Genomic DNA, 23,761 nt, shown 5'->3' with positions numbered 1-23,761 from the left:
CGGGCGCACAGCGGATGCTGAAGCGCGTTTCGCGCGGCCGGCGCGATGTTTTGCGGATTCCTTCGTTTCAACATGCCAGAGGCTTGCATTGGCGCATTTTTGACATCCCTGTCTCTTTGCCATCGTCACAATCGAGTAGGAAACATCCGATACTTATTTCGCAAAATTCCTACATTTTGTTTGCCTCCCTAACAAAAAACGTGGTTATTATCCGCCGGCGCTTCGGGTCACAAACCCGGCGCCAGAAGATTGCCGCGTGTCCACAGACCCGGCAGTCGCAGCCGATCGGGACCACCCTGGCGCTGTCATCCCCGCGCAGGTTGTTCCTCGTCGTTGACCCTCAAATGGAAGTCGAGGTTTCAATTGGTCACGCGGTTTGCAATCGTCGATGCAATGAACGGGGCGACCTCTGTCGCCAATGATCCGGCCCACTTTCCAGTTGCCTGCGCCGACCGCGCGGCGGCATTTTTCTCCAGCCTGTCTCCCCCCGAATTTCTGCGTGTGCCCGCGTTCAACGCGAGTCTGCACGCGCGCGCCGCGCCATCCTCCTGAATTCGAAAGACCGTACCGGCACCTTGAAGCCGGGGCCTGACTGGCGGGGCATGCTCTGTTCCGCCTGATCACAAAAATAAAGTAGTCATGGACGGTAGCCTCCGATGTTCGACAACACTTCCTTGCGTGGGACGAATTCCGCGCAGCCCGACGTTTGCTCCTTGAAACCGTTCGATGCAGACCTGTGCGTGCACGGTCTGTTTGAGGCGCAGGTGCTGCGCAACCCCGAGGCCATCGCCGCACGCTGGCAGCAGGAGGTAATCAGTTACCGTGAACTGAACACCCGCGCCAACCGGCTGGCCCATCACCTGCGCAAGCTCGGGGTCGGGCCGGACGTGCGGGTCGGGCTGTGTCTGGAGCGTTCACTGGAGATGTTGGTCGGCGTACTCGCGGTGCTCAAGGCCGGTGGCGCCTATGTGCCGCTGGACCCGGCGTACCCGCAGGCGCGGCTGGCGCACATGCTGGCCGACAGCGCACCGTCGGTGGTGCTGACCCACGGCCAGGTGCGCGGTGTTTTGCGGGCAGCGCTCGAACAGTCGGCGACCACCCCGACGCTGCTGGATCTGGCCGACGCCCGGGATTGGGCTGCGCTGTCGGCTGACAACCCCGATCCTCACGCGATCGGCCTGACACCCCGACATCTGGCTTACGTGATCTACACCTCTGGCTCCACCGGCACCCCGAAAGGCGTGATGGTCGAGCATCGCGGACTGGTGGCCGTGAGCGCTGACTGGGCGCGGCTCTATGGATTGGGCGAGCCGATCAACCACCTGCAGATGGCCGGGTTTTCCTTCGACGTCTTCAGCGCGGACGTGATCCGTGCACTGGGTTTCGGCGGCACGCTGGTGCTGTGTCCACGGGACACCCTGATGGACCCGCCGGCCCTGTATCGGCTGATGCGCGAGGCGCAGATTGGCTTTGCCGATTTCGTACCGGCGCTGCTCAATCCGCTGCTGGCGTGGGTCGAAGAGACTGGCCATGACTTGTCGTTCCTGCGCACCGTGGTCTGCGGCTCCGACATCTGGACCGCCCACAGCGCACGACAATTACGCAGGCTGTGTGGTGAGCAGGTGCAGATCGTCCAGGCCTATGGCGTGACCGAAGCGAGCATCGACAGCACCTGTTTCGAGTTCACCGAAGGTAGCCAGATCGACGCGGTACTGCCCATCGGCCGGGCACTGCCCAACACCCGGATTTACCTGCTCGACGTTGACGGCGCACCGGTTGCCGAAGGTGTCGCGGGCGAGCTGTACATCGGTGGCGTCGGCGTGGCACGCGGTTATCTGAACCTGCCGCAACTGACCGCCGAGCGTTTCATCGACAGCCCGTTCGTGGCGGGCGAGCGTCTTTACCGAACAGGCGACCTGGCGCGCTATCGGGCCGACGGCCAACTGGAATTCCTCGGCCGCAACGATTCCCAGGCCAAGTTGCGTGGCCTGCGTCTGGAACTGGGTGAAATCGAAACCCGGCTGGCCGACATCCCGGGCGTGCGGGAAAGCGTGGTGCTGCTGCGTCAGGACAGTCCCGGTGAACCGCGTCTGGTTGCCTACTACTGCGAAAAAACAGACTCAACGCTAAGCCCGCGTTCCTTGCGTGAACAGCTGCAGATCAGCCTGCCGGACTACATGGTGCCAACCGCCTTCGTGCGTCTCGATGCACTGCCGCTGACCGCCAACGGCAAGGTTGACCGGCCCAATCTGCCGGCACCGGACGTCGAGGCATTTGATCAGCAGGAATACCAGGCACCACAAGGTTCGCTGGAAACCGCGCTCGCCGCGATCTGGGCCGACGTCCTCGGCGTGGAGCGGGTCGGGCGTCAGGATCAGTTCTTCGCCCTCGGCGGCCACTCGTTGCTGGTGATGCGCGTGCTGGCGCAGGTTCGCCACACGCTGGCGCTGGAAGTGGCGCCTTCGACGCTGTTTGCCGCGCCGGTTCTGGCGGCGTTCGCCGAACGGCTGCAAGCCAGTCAGGCGGCGGCTCGCCCGGCCATCACGGCCCTTGAACGGACGGGCGCGCAAACGTTGTCGTCTGCTCAGCAGCGCCTGTGGTTTCTGGCACAAATGGAGGGTGGCAACGCGGCGTATCACATGCCGCTGAACCTGCGTTTGCGTGGTTCGCTGGACGTGCCGGCACTCGAGCGCAGCTTCAATCAACTGGTGGCACGGCATGCAGCGCTACGCACGACGTTCATCGCCGTTGAAGGGGAAGGGCGTCAACTGGTTTCGCCGCCGGCGCACAGCATCCGGCTGACGGTGACGGACGTGCAGGGGCACGATGCGCAAGAGCGCCTGACCCGCTTGATCGACGAAGAGGGCGCCAGACCCTTCGACCTGAGTCGGGGCCCGCTGATGCGGGTCAGCCTGCTGCGGCTGGCGGCGGATGACCATGTGTTGCTGCTGACCCAGCACCACATCATCTCTGACGGCTGGTCGATGGGTGTGCTCACCCGCGAATTGGGTCAGCTGTACGCGGCGGCGTTGCTGGATCGCGACGATCCGCTGCCGCCGTTGCCGGTGCAGTACGTGGATTACGCCGTGTGGCAAAAGCAATGGCTGTCCGCAGAGGTGCTGGAGCAGCAGAGCCGTTACTGGCGCGAAACCCTTACGGGCGCGCCGGTGCTGCTGGAGTTGCCGACCGATCACAAGCGTCCGCCCGTGCAGGATTACCTCGGCGGCTTTGTTCCATTGGTCTTCGACGAAGCCTTGACCACGCGATTGAAAGCCTTGGGCATGCAGCAAGGCACCACGCTGTTCATGACGCTGCTGGCCGGGTTTTCGCTGCTGTTGTCGCGCCTCTCGGGGCAGAGCGACGTGGTGATCGGCGTGCCATCGGCCAACCGCCCGCAACAGGAACTGGAAGGGCTGATCGGTTTCTTCGTCAACACCCTCGCGCTGCGCATGACTCAGTCCGGCACGCCGTCGGTGGCGCAATGGCTGCAACAGGCGCGGCGAGTGGCGCTGGAGGCTCAAGAGCATCAGGGCCTGCCGTTCGAGCAAGTGGTGGAATTGCTCAACCCGCCGCGCAGTCTGGCCCACAGTCCGTTGTTTCAGGTGCTGTTTGCCTGGGAGCAGGATCAGGATTCCGACCTGCTGTTGACCGGGCTCGACGTCACGCCAGTCGAAAGCAGTCATCACGTGGCCAAGTTCGATCTGCAACTGGCCCTCAGTGAGCGCGACGGGCAGATCGTAGGCGGTCTCGAATACGCCTCGGGCCTGTTCGAGCGCGGCACCGTCGAGCAGTTCGGCGAGTACCTGCGCCGGGTGCTGACGCAGATGGTCGACGACAGCCAACAGTCGCTGGCCGCGATCAAGTTACTGAACGCCGAGCAACATCAGCAGATTGTTCATGACTGGAACCGTACGGCGCGGGATACCGCGTCACTGCCCGGTTGCGTGGCGCGCTTCGAAGCCCTCGCTCGGCAGACGCCCGACGCCGTTGCGCTGCTCGCCGACCGTGAGCAGTTGAGTTACGGCAAACTCAATCGCGCCGCCAACCGCCTCGCGCATTACCTGATCGAGCAAGGCGTCGGCCCCGAGCATCGCGTCGGCCTGTGCCTGGAACGCTCGCCACAAATGGTCATCGGCCTGCTGGCGATCCTCAAGGCCGGCGTGGCGTACGTGCCGTTCGACCCGGCTTACCCGAGCGAGCGTCTGGCGTTCATGTTCAGCGATGCCGCGCCGATCCTGCTGCTGACGCAGTCGAGTCTGAAGGCCGGGTTGCCGGCTAACGAGGCGAAAATCTGCTGCCTGGACACCGATGCATCGCAATGGGCGCAACACCCGACGGATGACCCGCAAATCAATGTGAGTCCGGAAAACCTCGGCTACGTGCTCTACACCTCCGGCTCCACCGGGCGTCCGAAAGGTGTGGCCCACAGCCGCCGCGCGCTGGACAACCTGATCGCCTGGCAGCTCGCTCAAGCCACAACGCCGCCGCGCGTTCTTCAATTCGCCTCGCTGAACTTCGACGTCTCGTTCCAGGAAATCTGCAGCACCCTCTGCCAGGGCGGCAGCCTGTTGCTGATGACCGAAGACCGTCGCAAGGACCTCGCCGCGCTGCGCCCGACCTTGGTGGCCGAAGGCGTACAGCGGGCGTTTCTGCCGTTTGCCGTGTTGCAGCAACTCGCCGGCCTGACCGAGGCCGATGCGCCGATGCCGGCCGGTGGTTGCGAGATCATCACCGCCGGTGAAGCCTTGCAAATCAATGATGAACTGCGTGGTTTTGTCCGGGGGCTCGGCGGTGCGCAGTTGCACAACCAGTACGGGCCGACCGAAACCCATGTGGTCAGCCAGTTCAGCCTTGACTGCAACGAGGCCGAGTCCTGGCCGGACGCGCCGCCCATCGGCCGTCCCATCGCCAATGCGCGGCTGTACGTGCTGGACGAGCATTTGAATCCGGTGCCGGTCGGCGTGGCGGGCGAGTTGTACATCGCTGGCGCCTGTCTGGCCCGTGGTTACCTGAACCGCCCGGACCTGACCGCCGAACGTTTCCTGCCGGATCCGTTCAGTGACGAGCCGGGCGCGCGGATGTACCGCAGCGGCGACCTCGCAAAATTCCTGGCCGATGGCAACGTGCAGTACCTGGGGCGCATCGATCAACAGGTGAAACTGCGCGGCTTTCGCATCGAACTCGGCGAAATCGACAGCCTGTTGCATCAGCAGCCCGGCGTGCAGGAAGCCGCCGTGTTGCTGCGCGAAGACGTGGCCGGGGACAAGCGTCTGGTGGCCTACGTGGTCGGCACCGCGACCCCTGAAGGCCTGCGGGCCGAACTGCAACGCCAGTTGCCCGAACACATGATCCCGAGTGCCTGGGTTCGCCTGTCGCAACTGCCGCTGACCCGCAACGGCAAGCTCGACCGCCAGGCGCTGCCGGCACCGGAACGCAGCGCCGGGGCGACTTACGAGGCGCCGCGCAACGACACCGAACGGCACATGGCCGAGATCTGGGCCGAAGTGCTCAAGTGCGAAAGGGTCGGCATCCACGACAACTTCTTCGACCTCGGCGGCCACTCGCTGTTGGCGACGCGGATGATCTACGCGATCAACCAGCGCATGGGCGCGCAACTGTCCCTGAGCAGCCTGTTCCAGACGCCGGTGTTGCGGGATCTGGCGGCGCAGGTGTCGCGTGATGATCAAAGTGTTGAACCGGCATTCATCCAGATCGAGCCGGATCGCGCTAATCGACATGAACCGTTCCCTCTGACCGATATCCAGCAAGCCTACTGGTTCGGTCGCGAGGCCACGGTCAGCCTCGGCGGCGTCAGTGCTCACGGCTACGAAGAACTGCGCATTCCCGAATTCGACGCCGAACGTTTCGAGCTGGCGCTGAACCGTATGATCCAGCGCCACGACATGCTGCGCGTGGTGTTCCTCAGCGACGGCACGCAACAGGTGCTGGCGCAGGTGCCGACCTATCGCATGCCCCGCAGCGACCTGCGCGGGTTGCCCGCTGACGTAGCGCAACGCACCCTCGAGGCAACCCGCGAACGCCAGTCCCATCAGGTGCTGGACGCCAGTCGCTGGCCGCTGTTCGAGTTCAGCCTGTCGCTGCTTGATGACGGCATCACCCATCTGCACATCAGCCTCGATGCGCTGATCGTCGACGCCGCGAGTACGCAGATTCTTGCCCGCGAACTCATGGCGTTTTACGTTGATCCGACCCTGGAGCTGGCCGAACCGGGCCTGACTTTCCGCGACTACGTGCTGGCCGAACAGCAACTGCGCAATGGCCGCCGCTACGAGCAGGCGCTGGGCTACTGGCGCGAGCGGGTGACCACACTGGCCCCGGCGCCGGACCTGCCGTTGGTACGTCAACCCGAAAGTATCGCCAACCCGCACTTCACCCGTCGCGACCGCGACATGTCGGCAGCGCAGTGGACGCAGCTCAAAGCCGTGGCCAAACAGTTTGCGGTGACGCCGTCGGTGATGCTCCTGAGCGCGTTTAGCGAAGTGCTGGCGCTGTGGAGCCGCACGCCGCGTTTCACCCTGAGCCTGCCGCTGTTCAACCGCATGCCGCTGCATCCCGATGTGGACGAAATCATCGGTGACTTCACCTCGCTGGTGCTGCTGGAAGTCGGTATCGACGGTTCGCAGAGTTTCACCGACAAGGCCCGCGCGGTGCAGGCGCAACTGTGGCGCGACATCGACCATTCGGTGGTCAGCGGCGTGCGGGTGCTGCGCGAATTGTCCCAGGCCCGGGGCGTGCAGCAGACGGCGATGCCGATCGTGTTCAACAGCACGCTGTCGGAAGCGGCGCCGGAGCTGGCCGAATTCAACCTGGCCGACGCATTGAACGCCCGGCACATGCACAGCATCACCCAGACCCCGCAAGTGTGGCTCGACCACACGTTGCTGGAGCTGGAAGGGCGCCTGTTGTTCAACTGGGACAGCATCGACGAGTTGTTCCCGCAAGGGATGATCGAGCAGATGTTCGTCGCCTATAACACCTTGCTCGACAGCCTGTGCGAGCCGGCAGCCTGGGGCGCAAACACGCCACAACTGCTGCCGCAGGCACGCTTGCCGGCACCGGTCGACCGTCAGCAAACGCTGCCGTTGATGCACGAACTGTTCGAGCGTCAGGCTCTCGCCACACCGGACGCAATGGCGGTGATCGGTACGCGGCAACTGACGTACGCCCAGCTTCGTTTTGAGTCCCGGCAACTCGGCGCCCGCCTGCAAGCGCAGGGCGTGCTGCCGAACCGCTTGGTCGCGGTGGTGATGGAGCGCGGTTGGCAGCAAGTGGTGGCGACCCTGGCGATTCTGTATGCCGGCGGTGCGTACCTGCCGATCGAACCGACTCAGCCGGCGGAACGGCTGCGGCATATTCTGGAGCGGGCCGAGGCGAGTCTGGCCCTGACCCAACCGGCGCTGCTCGACACAATCGAATGGCCGGCGCAGGTCACGGCCATTGCCGTGAGCGATGACGTTTCAAACGATGCACTGCCACTGCAACCGGTGCAGGTGAACGAAAGCGACCTGGCTTACGTGATCTACACCTCGGGCTCCACCGGGCAGCCGAAAGGCGTGGTGATCGACCATCGCGGCGCGGTCAACACCTTGCTCGACATCAACCGGCGCTTTGCCGTCGGCCCGAACGACCGCGTATTGGCGATCTCGTCGCTGAGTTTCGACCTGTCGGTCTATGACTTCTTCGGCACGTTGGCGGTGGGCGCGGCGGTGGTCATTCTCGAGCCGCAACTGTCGCTCGATCCGGCGCATTGGCTGGCGTTGATCGAACGTCATCGGGTCAGCCTGTGGAACTCGGTACCGGCGCTGCTCGGCATGCTGGTCGAGTACGTGGAGGGCGAGGGCGGCGCGTTGCCCGTGTGCCTGCGGGTGGCGATGCTGTCCGGCGACTGGATTCCCCTGACCCTGCCTGAGCGGGCCTGGGCCTTGCAGCCGGACTTGCAACTGATCAGCCTGGGCGGCGCCACCGAGGCGTCGATCTGGTCGATCTATTATCCGGTGAAACACGTCGACCCGGCCTGGCGCAGCATTCCCTACGGCAAGGCCCTCGATCATCAGCGCTTCTACGTGCTGGATGAAGCGCTGCAAGTGCGCCCGACCTGGGTCGCGGGTCAGCTGTACATCGGCGGTATCGGTCTGGCGAAAGGTTACTGGCGCGATGAAAAACTCAGCGCCGGCAGTTTCTTCGATCATCCACTGACCGGCGAGCGGCTGTATCGCACCGGCGACCTGGGACGCTTGCTGCCGGACGGCAACATCGAATTCCTCGGTCGCGAAGACAATCAGGTCAAGGTCCAGGGCTATCGCATCGAGCTGGGCGAGATCGAAGCCGCGCTCAATCGCCATCCCGGCGTGCAGAGCGCGGTGGTGCGGATTCTGGGCAGCACGCTGGGCGAGAAGCGTCTGGCGGGTTATGTGCTCAAGGCCGACCCGGCGTTGCAGGCCAGCGATTTCAGCGCCTACCTGAGCGACAAACTGCCGGCCTACATGATTCCGCCGTCGTTCACCTTTGTTGAAGCGTGGCCGTTATCGTCCAACGGCAAGGTCGACAAGAAACGCCTGCCTGAACCGGAGCAAATCGAGGAACAAGGGCCGGCGCTGGAAGTCGAGGGCCCGCTTGAGCAACGGCTGGTGGACATCGTGCAGGACGTGCTCAAGCGCGAATCCATTGCCGCCAACGCCAATCTGCTGAACCTCGGCGCAACGTCGATCGATATCGTCCGGATCAGCAACGCCTTGTCCGGCGCCTTGCAGTTCCGCCCGCATGTGGCGCAATTGCTGGCCCAGCCGACCTTGCTGCATCTGCTCGGCATGTACCGCCAGAACCGGGCGCGGCAGGATCTGCTTGGCAACGTTCAGCAGGCTCAGGAACCCGTACAGGACATCATCGAGGATCCGCAGCAGCGGGCGCAGTTCAAAGCCGAACAGCGCGGACGCCGCGACTTCGCTCAGACCCTGCCGGCGCTGGCGCTGGACCTGCCGCAAGACCCGGCCTTCGCCCGACGTTTGAGCGATTACCGCTCGGTGCGTCAATACGCTCTGCAACCGATCGCCACCCAGGCCTTTGCCCATGTACTGGCGGCACTGGCCCAGGGGCAACTCGACGGCGAGGTGAAATACCAGTTCCCGTCGGCGGGCGGGCTGTACCCGATTCAGGCGTACCTCTACGTCAAGCCGGATCGCGTGCTTGGCGTACCCGGCGGCGCGTATTACTACGATCCCCGCCAGCATCGTCTGCTGGCGCTCCAGAGCGGCGCACTCGACCCGGACACCTACGACTATTTCGTCAACCGTCCGGTGTACGAGAACGCCGCGTTCTCGCTGTTTTTCATTGCCGACATGGCCGCGATCCGCCCGCTGTATGGCGAGCGCAGCCGCGACTTCTGCCACATCGAAAGCGGCGCCATGGCCCAGTTGCTGAGCATGACCGCCGTCGAGCATGGCCTGGGCCTGTGCGGCATCGGCTCGGTCGAGGAGCAGCAACTGACGGCGCTGTTCGACCTCGGGCCAAGCCATGAATTGATCTACTCGATGATCGGCGGGCTGCGCACGGCCGATGAACAACACCGCGCGCCGGTCGAGGCGTTTGCCATCGAGCCAGTAACCGCAAGCCTGGACGATGAAGACATGGAGGAGTTCGAAGTATGAATGCCGATCAATTGCTGGCGTTGTTCGCTCGCCATGGCGTGGTGCTCGAGGTGGACGGTGACAGGCTGCGCTGCAAGGCGCCGCGCGGGTTTCTCACCGAAGAACTGACCCAGGCGCTCAAGCGTCACAAGCAGGAACTGATCGCCTTGCTCGGCGGGCAGGGTGACGCGGCAATTCCCCGCCGATCCGGCGCGCACACGTCCTGGCCGTTGTCGTTTTCGCAACGGCAACTCTGGTTTCTCGATCAACTGGAACCCGGCAACCCGTTCTACAACGTGCCGACGGCGGTAACGCTCAAAGGGCAGTTGGACGTCGCGCAACTGGAGCGGGCGCTGAACCAACTGGTGGCCCGCCACGAAGTCCTGCGCACGACGTTTTGCAGCGTGAACGGCGAACCGCGTCAGGTGGTGCATTCGTCGATGCCGCTGTCATTGTCGGTGACGGATCTGCGCCAGTTGTCTGCCGACGAGCGCGAGCAGCACGTGCGAATCGCCGTCGAGCAGGATGCCCGGGCGTCATTCGATCTGGCCACCGGCCCATTGCTGCGGGCGTCGTTACTGCGCGTGGCCGACGACGAACATCTGTGGCTGTACAGCGTGCATCACATCATCGCCGACGGCTGGTCGATGGGCGTGATCCTGCATGAAGTCGCGACGCTGTACGGCGATTATCTGCGTGGTGCAACGCCGACGCTTGCGCCGTTGCCGGTGCAATACGCCGACTACGCCTGCTGGCAGCAACAGCGGGTGGGCGGTGCGGTGCTGGACGCGCAGCTCGATTACTGGCGCCGCACCCTGGACGACGCGCCGCTGTTGTCGACCCTGCCCGCCGACCGGCCGCGCCCGTTGGTGCAGCGCTATGTCGGGGCCACGTTCAGTTCCTCCGTCGATGGCGGCACCTTGCGCGAACTCACGGCGCTGGCCCGCCAGACCCAAGGCACGCTGTTCAACGTGCTGCTGGGCGCATTGGCGGTGTTGCTGTGGCGCCACAGCGGCCAGCAGGACTTGTGCCTCGGCACGCCGTTCGCCAACCGCAATCGCCCGGAAGTCGAGCCGCTGATCGGTCATTTCGTCAACACCCTGGTGCTGCGTCAACGCCTGAATCCGCAGCAGACCTTCGCCGAGCTGTTGCGCGAGGTGCGTGGCCAGATGCTCGACGTCCATGCCCATCAGGACGTGCCGTTCGACCGCGTGGTCGAGGCCGTCAACCCGCCGCGCGATCCCGCTCATTCGCCGTTGTTCCAGGTGATGCTGGTGCTGCAGAACACCCCAGGCAACGCGCTGCAGATGCCCGGTCTGGAACTGGCGCCGTACGGCACCAGCAGTGCCACGGCCAAGTTCGATCTGGCGTTCGAATGGGTCGAGCGGGCAGGGCGGCTGGACTTGCTGGTGGAGTACAACACCGACCTCTACGACGTTGCGACCATCGAGCGCGTGAGCGGGCACTATCGGCATCTGCTCGAGCAGATCGCCGCCGATGCCAAGCAACCGATCAATGCCTTGCCGTTGATGAACGAGGCTGAGCGTCAACAGGTACTGGTGGACTTCAACCGCGCCGCGCCGCTGACGCAAGCGGCGCCTTGCGTGCACCAACTGGTCGAAGCGCAGGCCGCGAGCAACCCTCAGGCCTGCGCCGTAGTGTTCGAGGGTGAATCCCTGAGCTATGCCGAACTCAATGCCCAGGCCAACCGTCTGGCGCGGCATTTGCGCACGCTGGGCGTCGGCCCGGACGTGCGCGTGGCGGTGTGCATCGAGCGCTCGCTTGAGTTGCCGGTGGCGCTGCTGGCGGTGCTCAAGTCCGGAGGCGCCTATGTGCCGCTGGACCCGGATTATCCGCTGGGACGCCTGAGTCATATGCTCGGCGACAGCACCCCGGCGGTGTTGCTGACCCTCGGCTCGGCGCACGGGATTTTGCGCCAGGCCGTGCAAGGCTCGAACTGGGAAGCGCCAATCCTCGACCTCGAAAAAGACGCCGCGAGCTGGGCATCGTTGCCGGCGGACAATCTCGATCCGCGCAGTGTCGGCGTCACCCCTGACCATCTCGCCTACGTGATCTACACCTCCGGCACCACCGGCTTGCCCAAGGGCGCGATGGTCGCCCACCGTGGCCTGAGCAACCTGCTGCTGTGGTGTTTGCAGGTCTGCGGCGAGGCGGGGGCGATGTTGCACAAGATCCCGTTCGGTTTCGATGCCTCGGCGTGGGAGACATTCTGGCCGTTGGCAACCGGCGGAAGGCTGGTGATCGCGCGGCCCGGCGGGCATTACGAGCCGGCGTACCTGGCACGCGAGGTGCGCGAGCAGAAAGTCACGGCGCTGGTGTTCGTGCCGGCGATGTTGCAGCTGTTTCTGGAGGTCGACGAGGTCAGCCAGTGTACGTCGCTGACCGATGTGTTCAGTGGTGGCGGTGAACTGCCGCCAGCCCTGGCCCGGCGTTTTCAGGAACGTCTGCCCCATGCGCGGCTGCACAATGTCTACGGCCCGACCGAAACCACGGTGATCAACAGCATCTGGACCCTGGAGCCCGGCGCCGAGGTGCCGGCCCGGCAATTGCCGATTGGTCGGCCGATTGCCAACAACCGTTTTTACGTGCTCGATGACCGCGACCAACCGGTGCCGGTGGGCGTGACCGGGCATCTGCACATTGGCGGCGTCGGTGTGGCCCGGGGTTATCTGGGGCTGGCGCAGCTCAGTGCCGAGCGCTTTATCGACAATCCGTTTGTGGCAGGGGATCGGCTCTATCGCAGCGGCGATCTGGCGCGTTATCGCCCGGACGGTCAGCTGGAATTTCTCGGTCGCAACGACTTTCAGGTCAAATTGCGCGGCGTGCGCCTGGAACTGGGCGAGATCGAAGCCCGGCTCGAAGCGTTTCCGGGTATCCGCAGCGCCGTTGTGTTGATGGTCGGCGAAGCGGCGCAGGATCAGCGGCTGGTGGCCTGTTGCGTGGTGGCCGACACCGTGGACGAAGCAGCGGTGCACGCCCATCTGGCGACGACGTTGCCCAGAGCGGTGATCCCCGGCAGCTATCTGTGGCTCGACGCCTTGCCGCTGACCGCCAATGGTAAGGTCGATCGTATGGCGCTGACCGCTTTGGCGGATGAAGAAATGGTCAACCGTCAGGTCAACCTGAGCAGCCCGCGCGATCACATCGAGCTGGCGCTGTACCAGATCTGGAAAAGCCTGTTGCTGGCGCCGCAGATCGGCATTCGCGACAACTTCTTCAATGTCGGCGGCACCTCCATCGCCGCGATCAAAATGGCCCATGAAATCAGCCAGCAGTTTTCGGTCGAAGTGCCCGTGCGCGTGGTGCTCAGCTACCCGACCATCGAAGCGCTGGGCGGCTGGCTGCGGGTCGGCGCCAACCCGGCGCTGGCCCAGAGCAACCTGATCGAATTCCGTCGCGGCACCGGCCAAAAAAACGTGGTGTGCATTCACCCGGCAGGCGGCACGGCGTTCTGTTACCTGTCGCTGGCCAAGGTGCTGCCGGATGCAACTGGCGTCTACGGGGTGCAATCGCCGGGGTTGAATCCGGGGGAGAACACCGAGCCGACGGTCGAAGCGATGGCCGAGGCCTACTTGCGCCAGATCGAACCGCTGACGCAGCAACCTTTGATCCTCACCGGGCTGTCGTTCGGCGGTCTGGTGGCCTATGAAATGGCGCGGCGGTTGACGGCGGCGGGGCATCGTCAGGTGACGGTGGTGCTGCTCGACACCCAGGGCAGCGACGATCCGGGTTTTCGCGAGCAGATCGGCACCGTGGACATGGCCGAGTTCCGCGACAAACTGGTGCGCTTCAACGGCATGTACCCCGGCATCGAAGACGCCCAGGTCGAGCGCTATTTCAACATCTACAACCACAACCGGCTCGCGATGGCCGCCTATGACTGCGCGCCGCGCACCGGTCGTGTGGTGCTGATCCAGGCGCGGGAAGATTTCAGCCGCCATCAGTTGCATGAGCTGCGCGGCTTCTGGCGTCGCCGCGCAGGCAGTGGCTATCTGGCGAAACTGGTCAGCGGCGGGCACTGGGACATGCTCGAAAGCGCGGAAATCCATCGAGTCTCGCAAATCATCCGTCAGGAGCTGCACCGCTTCGACGCGCAGGAGGCGAAATGATGAGTGCGTCCAAAGACAGGCCGTTGCTTGCGCGTTTTGCCGAGCAAGTGGCGCGAAATCCGCAAGCCCCGGCGGTGATCGATCAGTCGGTCACCCTGACTTACGCCGAGCTGGCCAGCGCCAGTGAGCGCATCGCTCGAGGATTGCTGGCGCGCGGCGTCGAGCCCGGCCAGTCGCTGGCGTTGTGCATGCCGCGTTGCTGGCAATGGCTGGCGGCGATTCTCGGCGCGTTGAAAGTCGGCGCGGTGGTGGTGCCGCTGGATCGGGCCAGTCCGCGTAAACGCCGGGAACTGATGCTGGCGGATGCGGCGTGTGTCGGCCTGATGACCCTGGACGAAGAACCGTTGTGGTCGGCTTCGCTTTGGCAAACCGGCGTCGAGGCCTTGTTCGATCAGCCGGACGCTCCGCCGCAAGCGCTGGCCGAAGACTTCAGCGAGGTGATGTTCCTGTTCTACACCTCGGGCACCACCGGCACGCCAAAAGCGGTCGAGGTGGGCGAGCGCGGCTTGCTGCGGCTGGCGCACACCGACGGCTATATCGAGATTCGTCCGACGGACCGGTTTGCCTGCCTGTCCAACCCGGCGTTCGATGCCTGCAGTTTCGAGCTGTGGGCGCCGCTGCTCAACGGCGGTTGCTCCGTGATGATCGCTGACGAGGACGTGCTGGATGCGCGACGTCTGGCCGAGGTGCTGGAGCGCACGCAGGTCGACAATCTGTTCATGACGGTGTCGCTGTTCAACACCTTGATTGTCGAGTGGCCGTCGTGTTTCTCCAGCGTGCGTCAGGTGCTGATCGGCGGTGAGCAGATCAGCGCTGCCGCCGTGCGCGGCTGGTATCGGGCCAATCCTGAGAGCCGCTGCCGGATCTTCAACGTCTACGGCCCGACCGAATGCACCACGTTTGCCTTGTGCTGGCCGATCAGCCGTGACTTTGCCGGTGACTCGGCGCCCATTGGCCGACCGTTGCCGGATACCGGCGTGCAGGTGCTGGATGATCGGCAGCGACCGGTACCGGCAGGCGAGGTCGGCGAGCTGTATTTGAGTGGCAGCGGTGTCGCCCGTGGCTACCGCAACCGGCCCGAAGAAACCGCCCGCCAGTTCGTCCGTTTGCCCGCCCTCGACGGTGGCGCGCAGGTGCATTACCGCACTGGCGATCTGGTGCGACGCAATACCGAAGGCTTGATCGAATACCGGGGGCGGATCGACCGGCAGGTGAAAATTCGCGGCTTCCGGATCGAGCCGGGGGAGGTTGAACAGCGGATGCTGGAGTATCCGGGCGTGGCGCAGGTGTACGTCTGCACGCGGCGTCAGGCGGCTGAAGATCATCAGTTGCTGGCGTTCATCGTGCCTCGCGGGGATCTGGACTATCACGCCTTCGAAAATCATCTGCGGGCACAACTGGCGCCCTACATGCGGCCGCATCAGCTGTTCCTGCTGGAGCGCCTGCCGCTGACGGCCAACGGCAAGATTGATCGTGACGGCTTGCTGGCCCAAGGGTTGAGTCCGTGGCATCCAGTCCTGGCGGCTACGGATAACGAAAGCGTTTCACCGGCGCTGGACTGGTTGCTGAGTCAGGCCCGTTCGCTGCTCGGTCAACCGGCCCTGAATGCGCAGGACGACTGGCTGGGCAGCGGCGGCGATTCGCTCAAGGCCCTGCGCCTGCGTTCGGCGATCCGTGTTCGCTGGCAGCGCGAGATCGCCATCGATACGCTGCTCAACGAGTCGTTCTTGTCGTTGGCCGCACAACTGACCGGTGAAACGAACGGTGATTCGATCTACCCACCTGCGCCCCCGGTCAGTAACGCCAAACGCCTGCCGGCGACCGCCGAACAGCGCCGGCTGTGGCTGTTGCAACAACGCTCGCCGAGCTCGACCGCCTACAGCGTGCCGCTGATTCTGCATCTGGCGGCAGGTGTCGACGTTGCGGCACTGGCCGAGGCTTTGGGGCGTCTGGTGCAGCGCCATCCGGGATTGCGCACGGCGTTCGTGGCGGGTGCCGATGAGCTCGATCAGGTGATTGGCGAACAGGGTCCGGTCTGTCGCACCTTTGCGGTCGGTCATTTCACCGAGGACAACTGGCAAGCCTTCGCCGAGTTGGTGTTCGCCGCGCCGTTCGACCTGACCACCCCGAAGCTGTTTCAAGCCTGGCTGTTGCCGTTTGCCGATGGCAGCTGCCGGCTGTTGCTGAACCTGCACCACATCATCGTCGATGGCTGGTCGGTGAACCTGCTGTTCGACGACCTGAATCAGCTTTACACCGATGTCCTGCACGGCCACGACAGCCCGCAGCCACCCGCCCGACTGACGACGCTGGAGTTTGGCCAGTGGCAGCGCCAGTGGAGCGTCGATCCGCATTATCGCGACCAGCGCCGCGCCCTGGCCGAGTTGCAGCGCCGGCAGGAGGAACCGTCGCCGGCGTTGATGCCAGTGTGCGAAATCAGCCCCGCCGCCCGGTTGCACCGGGAACCCTTGGGACCATTGCGCAGCGCGGCCCTCGAACGCTTTTGCACCCAGCAGCGGCTGACCCGTTTCGAAGTGCTGTTCAGTGTCTTCGCCTGGAGCCTGTACGCCCTGACCGGGTGCGAGCGGCCACGGATCGCCAGCCCGGTGTCCAACCGGCCACTGGTGGAGTTCGAAGACACGGTCGGCATGTTTGCCAACACCGTGCTGATCCCGACCGCCGTTGAACAGGCGTTGACCCTGAGCGAGCAGGTGCGCAAGCAGACCGTCACCGTGCGCCAGGTGCTGGCGTTGCAGGACGTGGCGCTGGCGGATGTGGTGGAAGACCTGCGGCTGTCGTCGAGCCCCTCGCTGTTCGATTTCATGTTCGTGCTGGAAAACACCGATTACGCAGCGCTGGCCGATTCGAACCTGCGCGCGACGCTGGAATTCAACGAACACTTGCACGCCAAGTGCCCGCTGACACTGTTGATGGTGGGCAGCGGGTCGCAACTGGAATGCTGGTGGGAATATCAGTGCAGCTATTTTGATGGCGAACAGATGCGGGCATTGAATGCGCTGTTTCGCCGAGGCCTGGACCTGTTGCTGGAAACCCCGGCGGCCAACCTCAACGATTTGCTGGAGCCGTATCGACGCAGCCTGCCACCGGCCAGCGAGGGCCCTCGGATTGCGCTGCCGTTCAACACACTGGCGGACGGGTTCGAGCATCAAGTGCATTGCACACCGGAGGCGGTCGCGCTGGTTCAAGGCCAGCAACGCCTCACCTACAGCGAACTGAATGCGCTGGCCGATGCTCTGGCGGCAAACCTGCTCGAGCGTCATCCGTTGCCGGCCGGGTCCGCACCGTTGCATGTCGTGTTGTTCCTCGACGCCTCGGTGGAACACATCGTCGCCTTGCTGGCGCTGGCCAAACTCAATCTGACGTCCGTGCCGCTGGATCCCGCCTATCCGGTGGCGATCCTGCAGCAGGTGCTGGAACAGGCGCAGCCGCATTGTGTGCTGTTCAGCGATATGACGAAGGCCGCACTGGATGACCTGAACGCCGGACGATTCGCCACCCATCGGGTCGATCTGCGCGCCGATGCCGGAACGTTCGAACGTCCACGCCACGTCGGTGAACGGGCGCTGTACACGCTGTTCACCTCCGGATCGACCGGCACGCCCAAAGGTGTGCAAGTGTCGGAACGCACCCTGTGCAACCTGCTGCAATGGCAGCGCACCGAGGGGCAGTTGCCGGCGAAAGCGGTGACTCTGCAGTTCTCGATGCTGTCGTTCGATGTGTCGTTCCAGGAGATTTTCAGCACCCTGTGCGGCGGCGGTTGTTATCACCTGATCACGCCGCGCTGGCGTCAGGATGCCGAGGCGTTGCTGGATTACATGGTCGAGGCGCGGATCGAGCGCCTGTTCCTGCCGTACGTGGCCTTGCAGCATCTGGCGCAAACCGCCGTGGCCCGGGGCGTTTACCCGTCGGCGTTGCGCGAGGTGATCACGGCCGGCGAGCAATTGCTCTGCACCGATGCGCTGCGCCACTGGTTCGGCGGCATGCCGCACGCCTCGTTGTTCAATCACTATGGCCCGACCGAAACCCACGTGGTCAGCGCCTTGCGCCTGCCGCCCGTGGCGCGGGACTGGCCATTGCGCGCACCGATCGGCCATGCCGTTGGCAATGCCCGGCTGCTGCTGGTCGATGAGCATGATCGCCCGGTGCCGATGGGCCGTCGCGGTTATCTGCTGGTGGCGGGGCCGATGGTTGCCCGCTGTTATCTGGCTGATCCTGGGCTGAACGCCGCGCGGTTCGTCGAGCTGGCAGACGGCTGTTTGTACTACCGCACCGGCGATCTGGCGTGGGCCGATGCCCAAGGCTGCCTGCATTACCTGGGACGTGACGATCAGCAGATCAAACTCAGCGGCCATCGGCTGGAGCTGGGGCAGATCGAGGCGGCGCTGATGCAGGTGCCGGAAGTGGTCAACGCGGTGGTGGCGGTGCAGGCCGATCCACCACGGCTGATCGCCTGGCTGCAGCTTGAGGGTGAGCCTGCGACTTCCGATGAACTGGATCGTCAGGTGGCGCGGCTAATGCCGGCCCATGTGCGAATCGATGAATACCGACGGCTCGACCTCTGGCCACGCACGCCCAGCGGCAAGATCGACCGCAAGGCTTTGCTGAATCTGGGCGAGGCGTTGGAGCGGCGCAGCACGCCAGGACCGGCTGTTCAATTGACCGCGCTGGAACGACAACTGAGCGAGTTGTTCCAGGCTGTGATCGGCCGTGACATCGAACCGGAGCAGACCTTCTTCGAGGCCGGCGCCACCAGCCTCGGCCTGATGCGTTTGCATGGCCGTTACGCCGAAGAACTGCCGCACAAGGTGACGATGGCCGACCTGTTTGAACACGTCACGGTGCGACGTCTGGCGGCGCACCTCTCGACTGGATCGATGGACGTGGCGGCGCGTGTACGGCACACCGATGCAGGTCACCCGCCGATGGCGATCATCGGCATGGCGGTCAATGTGGCCGGGGCGCAGAACCTGTCCGAGTTCTGGGCGATGGTGCAAGGCAATGGGCTGGGCATCGAGCACTTTGCCGCGGAAGAAGGCCTGGTCGGCGCCCGCAGTCAGTTGGCCGGCATGCTCGATTTTGATCCCGAGTACTTCGGCATCAGCCGCCAGGAAGCGCGCCTGATGGACCCGCAACAGCGGCACCTGCTGATGGCGTGCGTGCAGGCCCTGCAACACGCGGCCATCGTCCCGTCGGCGGATGGTCCGCGCATCGGTCTGATCGCCAGTTGCGGCGAAACCACGTACTTCCAGCAAATGCTGCGCGAAACCGCCGACGACGATCTGCCGGACGGCTTCCAATTGGCGCTGCATCACGACAAGGATTTTCTGGCGACCAAAGCCGCGTATCACCTGGACCTCAACGGCCCGGCCCTGAGTGTGCAGGCCGCTTGCGGCAGTTCGCTGATCGCTGTGCACCTGGCCAGTTCGATGCTGCGTCAGGGCGACAGTGACGTGATGCTCGCGGCCGGGGTGCTGATCGACCCGACCCTGACCGAGGGCTACCGGCACCGCTCGCAACACATCTTTTCCGCCGACGGTCTGTGTCGTCCGTTCAGCGACGACGCCAGCGGCACCCTCGGCGCCAGTGGTTACGGGGTGGTGGTGCTCAAACCGCTGGCCAGGGCGCGGGCCGATGGCGACCGGATCTATGCGCTGCTCGAAGGCTCGGCGCTGAACAACGACGGTCGGGCCAAGATGAGTTACACCGCGCCGTCGGTGGCCGGGCAGAGCGCGGTTATTCGCGATGCCTTGAACCGGGCCGGTTTGACCGGTGCCGACATCGGCTACATCGAGGCCCACGGCACCGGCACCTTGCTCGGCGATCCGATCGAGGTCGCGGCATTGACCAAAGCTTTCGGCGATGCGCCGGCCGGCAGTTGCGCGCTGGCCTCGGTGAAAAGCCAGATCGGTCATCTGGGCGCGGCGGCGGGGGTGGTCGGGCTGATTCGCGCCAGCCTCGCGGTGTTCCATGGCGTGCTGCCGCCGAACCTCGGTTTTGGCCGGATCAACCCGCAGATCGATCTGGAGCATTCGCCGTTCTACGTGCCGCCCACCTCCCGGCCATGGCCGCAAGGGCGGCGGCGACTGGCCGGTGTCAGCAGTTTCGGGATTGGCGGGACCAATGCGCATGTCATCGTCGGCGCTGCGCCCGAGGTGCGGGATGGGGTCGAGGAAACGTTGACGCTGCTGATGGTCTCGGCCCACAGTCGAGCGGAGTTGCTGCGCGATGTCGCGGCGATTCGCCAATACCTGCACGCGAACCCGGAACAGCGCGCTGCGTTGCTGCGGCACTTGCAGTCGGGTCGCCGGCAGTTGCGCTGGCGCTTCGCGATGGTCTGCCGGTCGGGTGACGACATTCCGTTGCAGCCGACAGCGATCAAGGAAGTCACCGCTTCGGGCGCGCAACTTAAAATCGTCGATCAATCGCCGCAGGAGCTGCTGGACGCCTGGTACGAAGGCGCGAATATCCAGTGGCCGCAGCGCTCGGCACCGCCGCCGTGGGATCTGCCGCCGTCATCGTTCGATCTTCAGCCGTATCGTTTCCCGACGCCTGTAGCTGCTGAACCTGAAACGCCAGCCCTTGCGCGACAACCGCTGGCGGACTGGTTCCACCAACGACAGTGGGTGCGCATCCGACGCCTGAGTGCGACAGCGACGGTGGAATCCCGTGAGGTGCTGATTCTGTGCAGCCATGAAGCGCCGGAATCGGCGTTGCTGGCGAGCCTGAACACTGTCTATCGACGGGTGATTCAGGTGCGCACCGGCAATGGCTTCAAGCGCCTGAGCGCGGACCGATTCGAGCTGGATCCGCTGGACACTGACGCACTGAACCATTTGCTCACCGACGTTGCAGAACCTGAACTCGGCGAACTCGACTGGCTGCATGCCTTGCCACTGGCGGTGTCGGGCGCGGTCAACGAGCAATCTCTGGATCTGGCACAGTGGGCCTGTCTGGACACGGTCAGTGCGCTGATGCAGGCCTGGGGGCAAACCGCGCGCCCGACACGTCTGCGGCTGTGGTTGATGTCGTGGCAGGCGTGTCCGGTGGATGGCGAAGTTCAGCGACCCGAACTGGCAGCACTGGCCGGCATCACCGAAGTGGTGCCGCAGGAATACCCGGTGCGTTGCCACTGGCTGGACTGGCCGTCGTCGCGCCTCGAAACGCACGCCGGCGAGTTGGCAACGCTGCTTGGCGATCCGGCTTCACGGCCTCGGCGAATGGCGGTGCGTGACGGTTACCTCTGGCAGCCACGCGTGGTGCCTCAGCCATTGACCGGCCCAGCAACGACATCAGGGCTTCTGCCGGAAGACGGTACGTTTCTGGTGCTGGGCGGCAGCGGCGGCATCGGCCGGACTTTGTGCGAACACCTGTTGCAGGCACCTGCACGCCGTGTGGTGCTGATTTCGCGCCAAGGGCAATTGCCCGCGTCGCTGGCGGCGTACACGTCGCGGATCGACTGCATCAACGCGGATATCGCTGACCTGCTGCGCTGGCCGCAGGTCCTCGATCAACTGGCCGTTCGTTACGGTCGTCTGAGCGGGGTGATTCATGCGGCGGGTGTCGGTGCGGGCAGCCTGATTCGCCACCGCGATGCCCGGCAAATGGCCGAGGCGATGGCCGCCAAGACTCGCGGCATGCTGGCGGTCGAAGCGTTGATCGAGCATCTGAAACCGGGGTTTGTCCTGTACTGCTCGTCGATGTCGGCTCTGTTCGGCGGCGCGGGGCATCTGGACTACGCAGCGGCCAGCGGGGTGCTCGACGGCTTCAGCCACTATCGCCCGAACCCGGCCGACGCTTGCCTGCGCCTGGGGATCAACTGGGACATCTGGCGCGACATCGGCATGGCCACCACCAGCAACGGCGGGGACGCCGCGCATCTGGAGCATCTGACGGTCGGTCTGTCGGCCGAAGAGGGCTGTCGGGTGTTCGATCTGGCGATGGCGACGCAGTTGCCGCAGCTGCTGATCTCGACCACCGGCATCGACACAGCGCGAAGGTTTTATCCGGTTCGCCATGGCGCAGTGGCCGCAGCGGGCGAGGCGCCGAAGGGCGTTGATCTGTCGGCGCGCTTGCGTGAGTGCCTGTGCAAGTGGCTCGGTGTGGGCGAGCTGGAGGACGACGACTCGCTGTACGACCTGGGCGCGGACTCGCTGACGCTGCTCGACCTGATCGACGAGCTGCAAGCGGCCACCGGTGAGGTGTTCCAGCTGTCGCAATTCAGCCACAAGGTCAGCCTGAGCGAAGTGCTGGGGTTGGTCTCGACCGCCACGGTTGAAGAGGCGCCCAACGCTGCACCGCACGGCTGGCACGACGCGGTGCGGATCGATCAATGGCATGCTGGTGCCGGCCGCGATTGGCTGTACCTGATCCACCCGGTGGGTGGCGATGTTCAGGCCTATCGGGAACTGGTCTCGGCACTGCCGGCGGAGTTGGGCGTGTGCGTGATCGCCGACCCGGCGCTGCGTGTGCCGCAGTTGCCGAACATCAGCGTGGACGAACGTGCAAGCCAGTATCTGGAGGCGATCAAGGCCCACCTTCCGCTCGGCAGCACCTGGCGTCTGGCTGGCTGGTCGTTCGGGGCGTGGGTGGCGCAGGCCTTGTGTCATCAGGCCCGGGCCGACCGCTTCAGGCAGCCGTTGCTGTACCTGATCGACCCGCCCGCGCCGGATGCCGGTGCGCAACTGGCCGGCATCGACGAACAGACCATCGAGCAGGTGTTCCAGCGCGAGTTCGCCCAGCGCTGGCCGGAGGTCGAAGGGCAGGGCATAGCCGAAGAACGTCAGGCGTATCTGCAACGGCTGACGGTGTGTTGCCGCAATAACATGGCCAGCATGATCGACTTCCAGCCGCCGGCACTGGTGACCACGACGGTGCGGTTGTTCAGTGCCGGGCAGGCCAATCCTTATGGGCTGGGCAATGCCTGGAATCCGGATGATCTGCAACGCAACTGGCAGGCCCTGCTGCCGCAGTTGCGCAGCTGGCAAACCCTGGACACCGATCACTACGGCATCGTGGCGGGCCGCTGGGCGCGGTTGCTGGCCGAGGTCATTGGTACGGATGAGCCTGCGCCATGAGTGAACCGACCTCGATGCCGCAATGGTGGCTGGCCTTGACCAAGGTGCTGTGCGAAGCCGAGCCGGACGAGGCCTTGCGTCTGCGTTTGAGCCGGTTCAACGAGCAGGTGCCGTTTCAGCTGTTTCATCTCTGGCAGGCCGACGTGGTCCTGCCGATGCTCGGCGAAGCCTTGCCGGAACATCGGCAGGCGCTGCTCGCTTTGCAAAGCCTGCATCAGCGGGCGGCACTCGGCGTGCTCGGGCGTCAGGGCGAATGGCGGGCCACGCTCAAACCGGTGTTGCTGGCGCTGTATCGCAAGGCCTATGCCTACGACGCGGCTTACGCCAAGGCTCACGCCAGTGCGATGACCTACGGCCTCGCACCGGCCAACAGCGCCATGATTGCCGAACACTTCGGCGATGCCGAGGCGTTCGCCGAGTACTACGCACAACTCAATACCGAGGCCGCCGCCACGGCGTTTGCCCAGGCTCATGCCAGCGCCAACGCCGAGGTGTCGGCCCGGGCTTTCGCGGGCGACGACGCAGACACCTGCGCGCAGGTCTGCGGGGCGTCCGTGCGGGTGTACGTCGGGGCCTGCGCTTCGAGCGACGAACAGCGGCATGCCGCACTCAACCATCTCGCCGCCGGGCTCGACCGGAGTCTGGCCACACTGCAATCCCGTTCAACAGGAGAACGACATGAATGACGCACACCTGCAATTCGATGTGGTGATCAACGCCCAGGGTCAGTATTCCCTGTGGCCGGCGGGCAAGCCGATGGCCTGCGGCTGGAGCGAGGCGGGGATGCGCGGCGAGCGTCAGGTCTGTCTGGATTACATCAACGAGCACTGGATCGACATGCGCCCGCGTTCGCTGCGCGAGCAGTCGTCGGTGTCGTTCCAATAAAAAAGGT

At 64.7% G+C, this 23,761-nt stretch carries 5 protein-coding genes; all 5 read left to right on the top strand.

Going from position 1 to position 23,761, the window contains the following annotated elements:
* The first annotated feature begins 656 nt into the window (after positions 1-656).
* From L6D81_RS21425 to L6D81_RS21405, 5 genes are read left to right on the top strand one after another with little or no spacing between them, the layout of a single operon-like run.
* Positions 657-9,665 carry a non-ribosomal peptide synthetase gene (locus tag L6D81_RS21425; RefSeq protein ID WP_236181837.1) on the top strand — a complete coding sequence of 3,003 codons (9,009 nt, stop codon included), beginning with the start codon at positions 657-659 and terminating at the stop codon, positions 9,663-9,665.
* Positions 9,662-13,774, top strand: a complete 4,113-nt coding sequence (locus tag L6D81_RS21420) for a non-ribosomal peptide synthetase (protein WP_236181836.1) — start codon at positions 9,662-9,664, stop codon at positions 13,772-13,774. The genes L6D81_RS21425 and L6D81_RS21420 overlap by 4 nt, the downstream gene beginning before the upstream one ends.
* On the top strand, positions 13,774-22,869 hold the full coding sequence (locus L6D81_RS21415) for an amino acid adenylation domain-containing protein (protein WP_373874326.1): 9,096 nt from the start codon (positions 13,774-13,776) through the stop codon (positions 22,867-22,869). Before L6D81_RS21420 ends, L6D81_RS21415 begins: the two co-directional genes overlap by 1 nt.
* Entirely contained in the window at positions 22,866-23,555 is a 690-nt protein-coding gene (locus L6D81_RS21410) for a hypothetical protein (protein WP_236181834.1), read from the top strand. Before L6D81_RS21415 ends, L6D81_RS21410 begins: the two co-directional genes overlap by 4 nt.
* Positions 23,548-23,754: an MbtH family protein gene (locus L6D81_RS21405; RefSeq protein WP_236181833.1), complete on the top strand. Its 207-nt coding sequence runs from the start codon at positions 23,548-23,550 to the stop codon at positions 23,752-23,754. The genes L6D81_RS21410 and L6D81_RS21405 overlap by 8 nt, the downstream gene beginning before the upstream one ends.
* Positions 23,755-23,761: the final 7 nt, after the last annotated feature.

The sequence above is a fragment of the Pseudomonas sputi genome (genome assembly GCF_021603585.1).
Taxonomy (GTDB): Bacteria; Pseudomonadota; Gammaproteobacteria; order Pseudomonadales; family Pseudomonadaceae; genus Aquipseudomonas; species Aquipseudomonas sputi.
The sequence above is the reverse complement of the archived record's forward strand: the minus strand, read 5'-3'. Positions and strand labels throughout refer to the sequence as shown.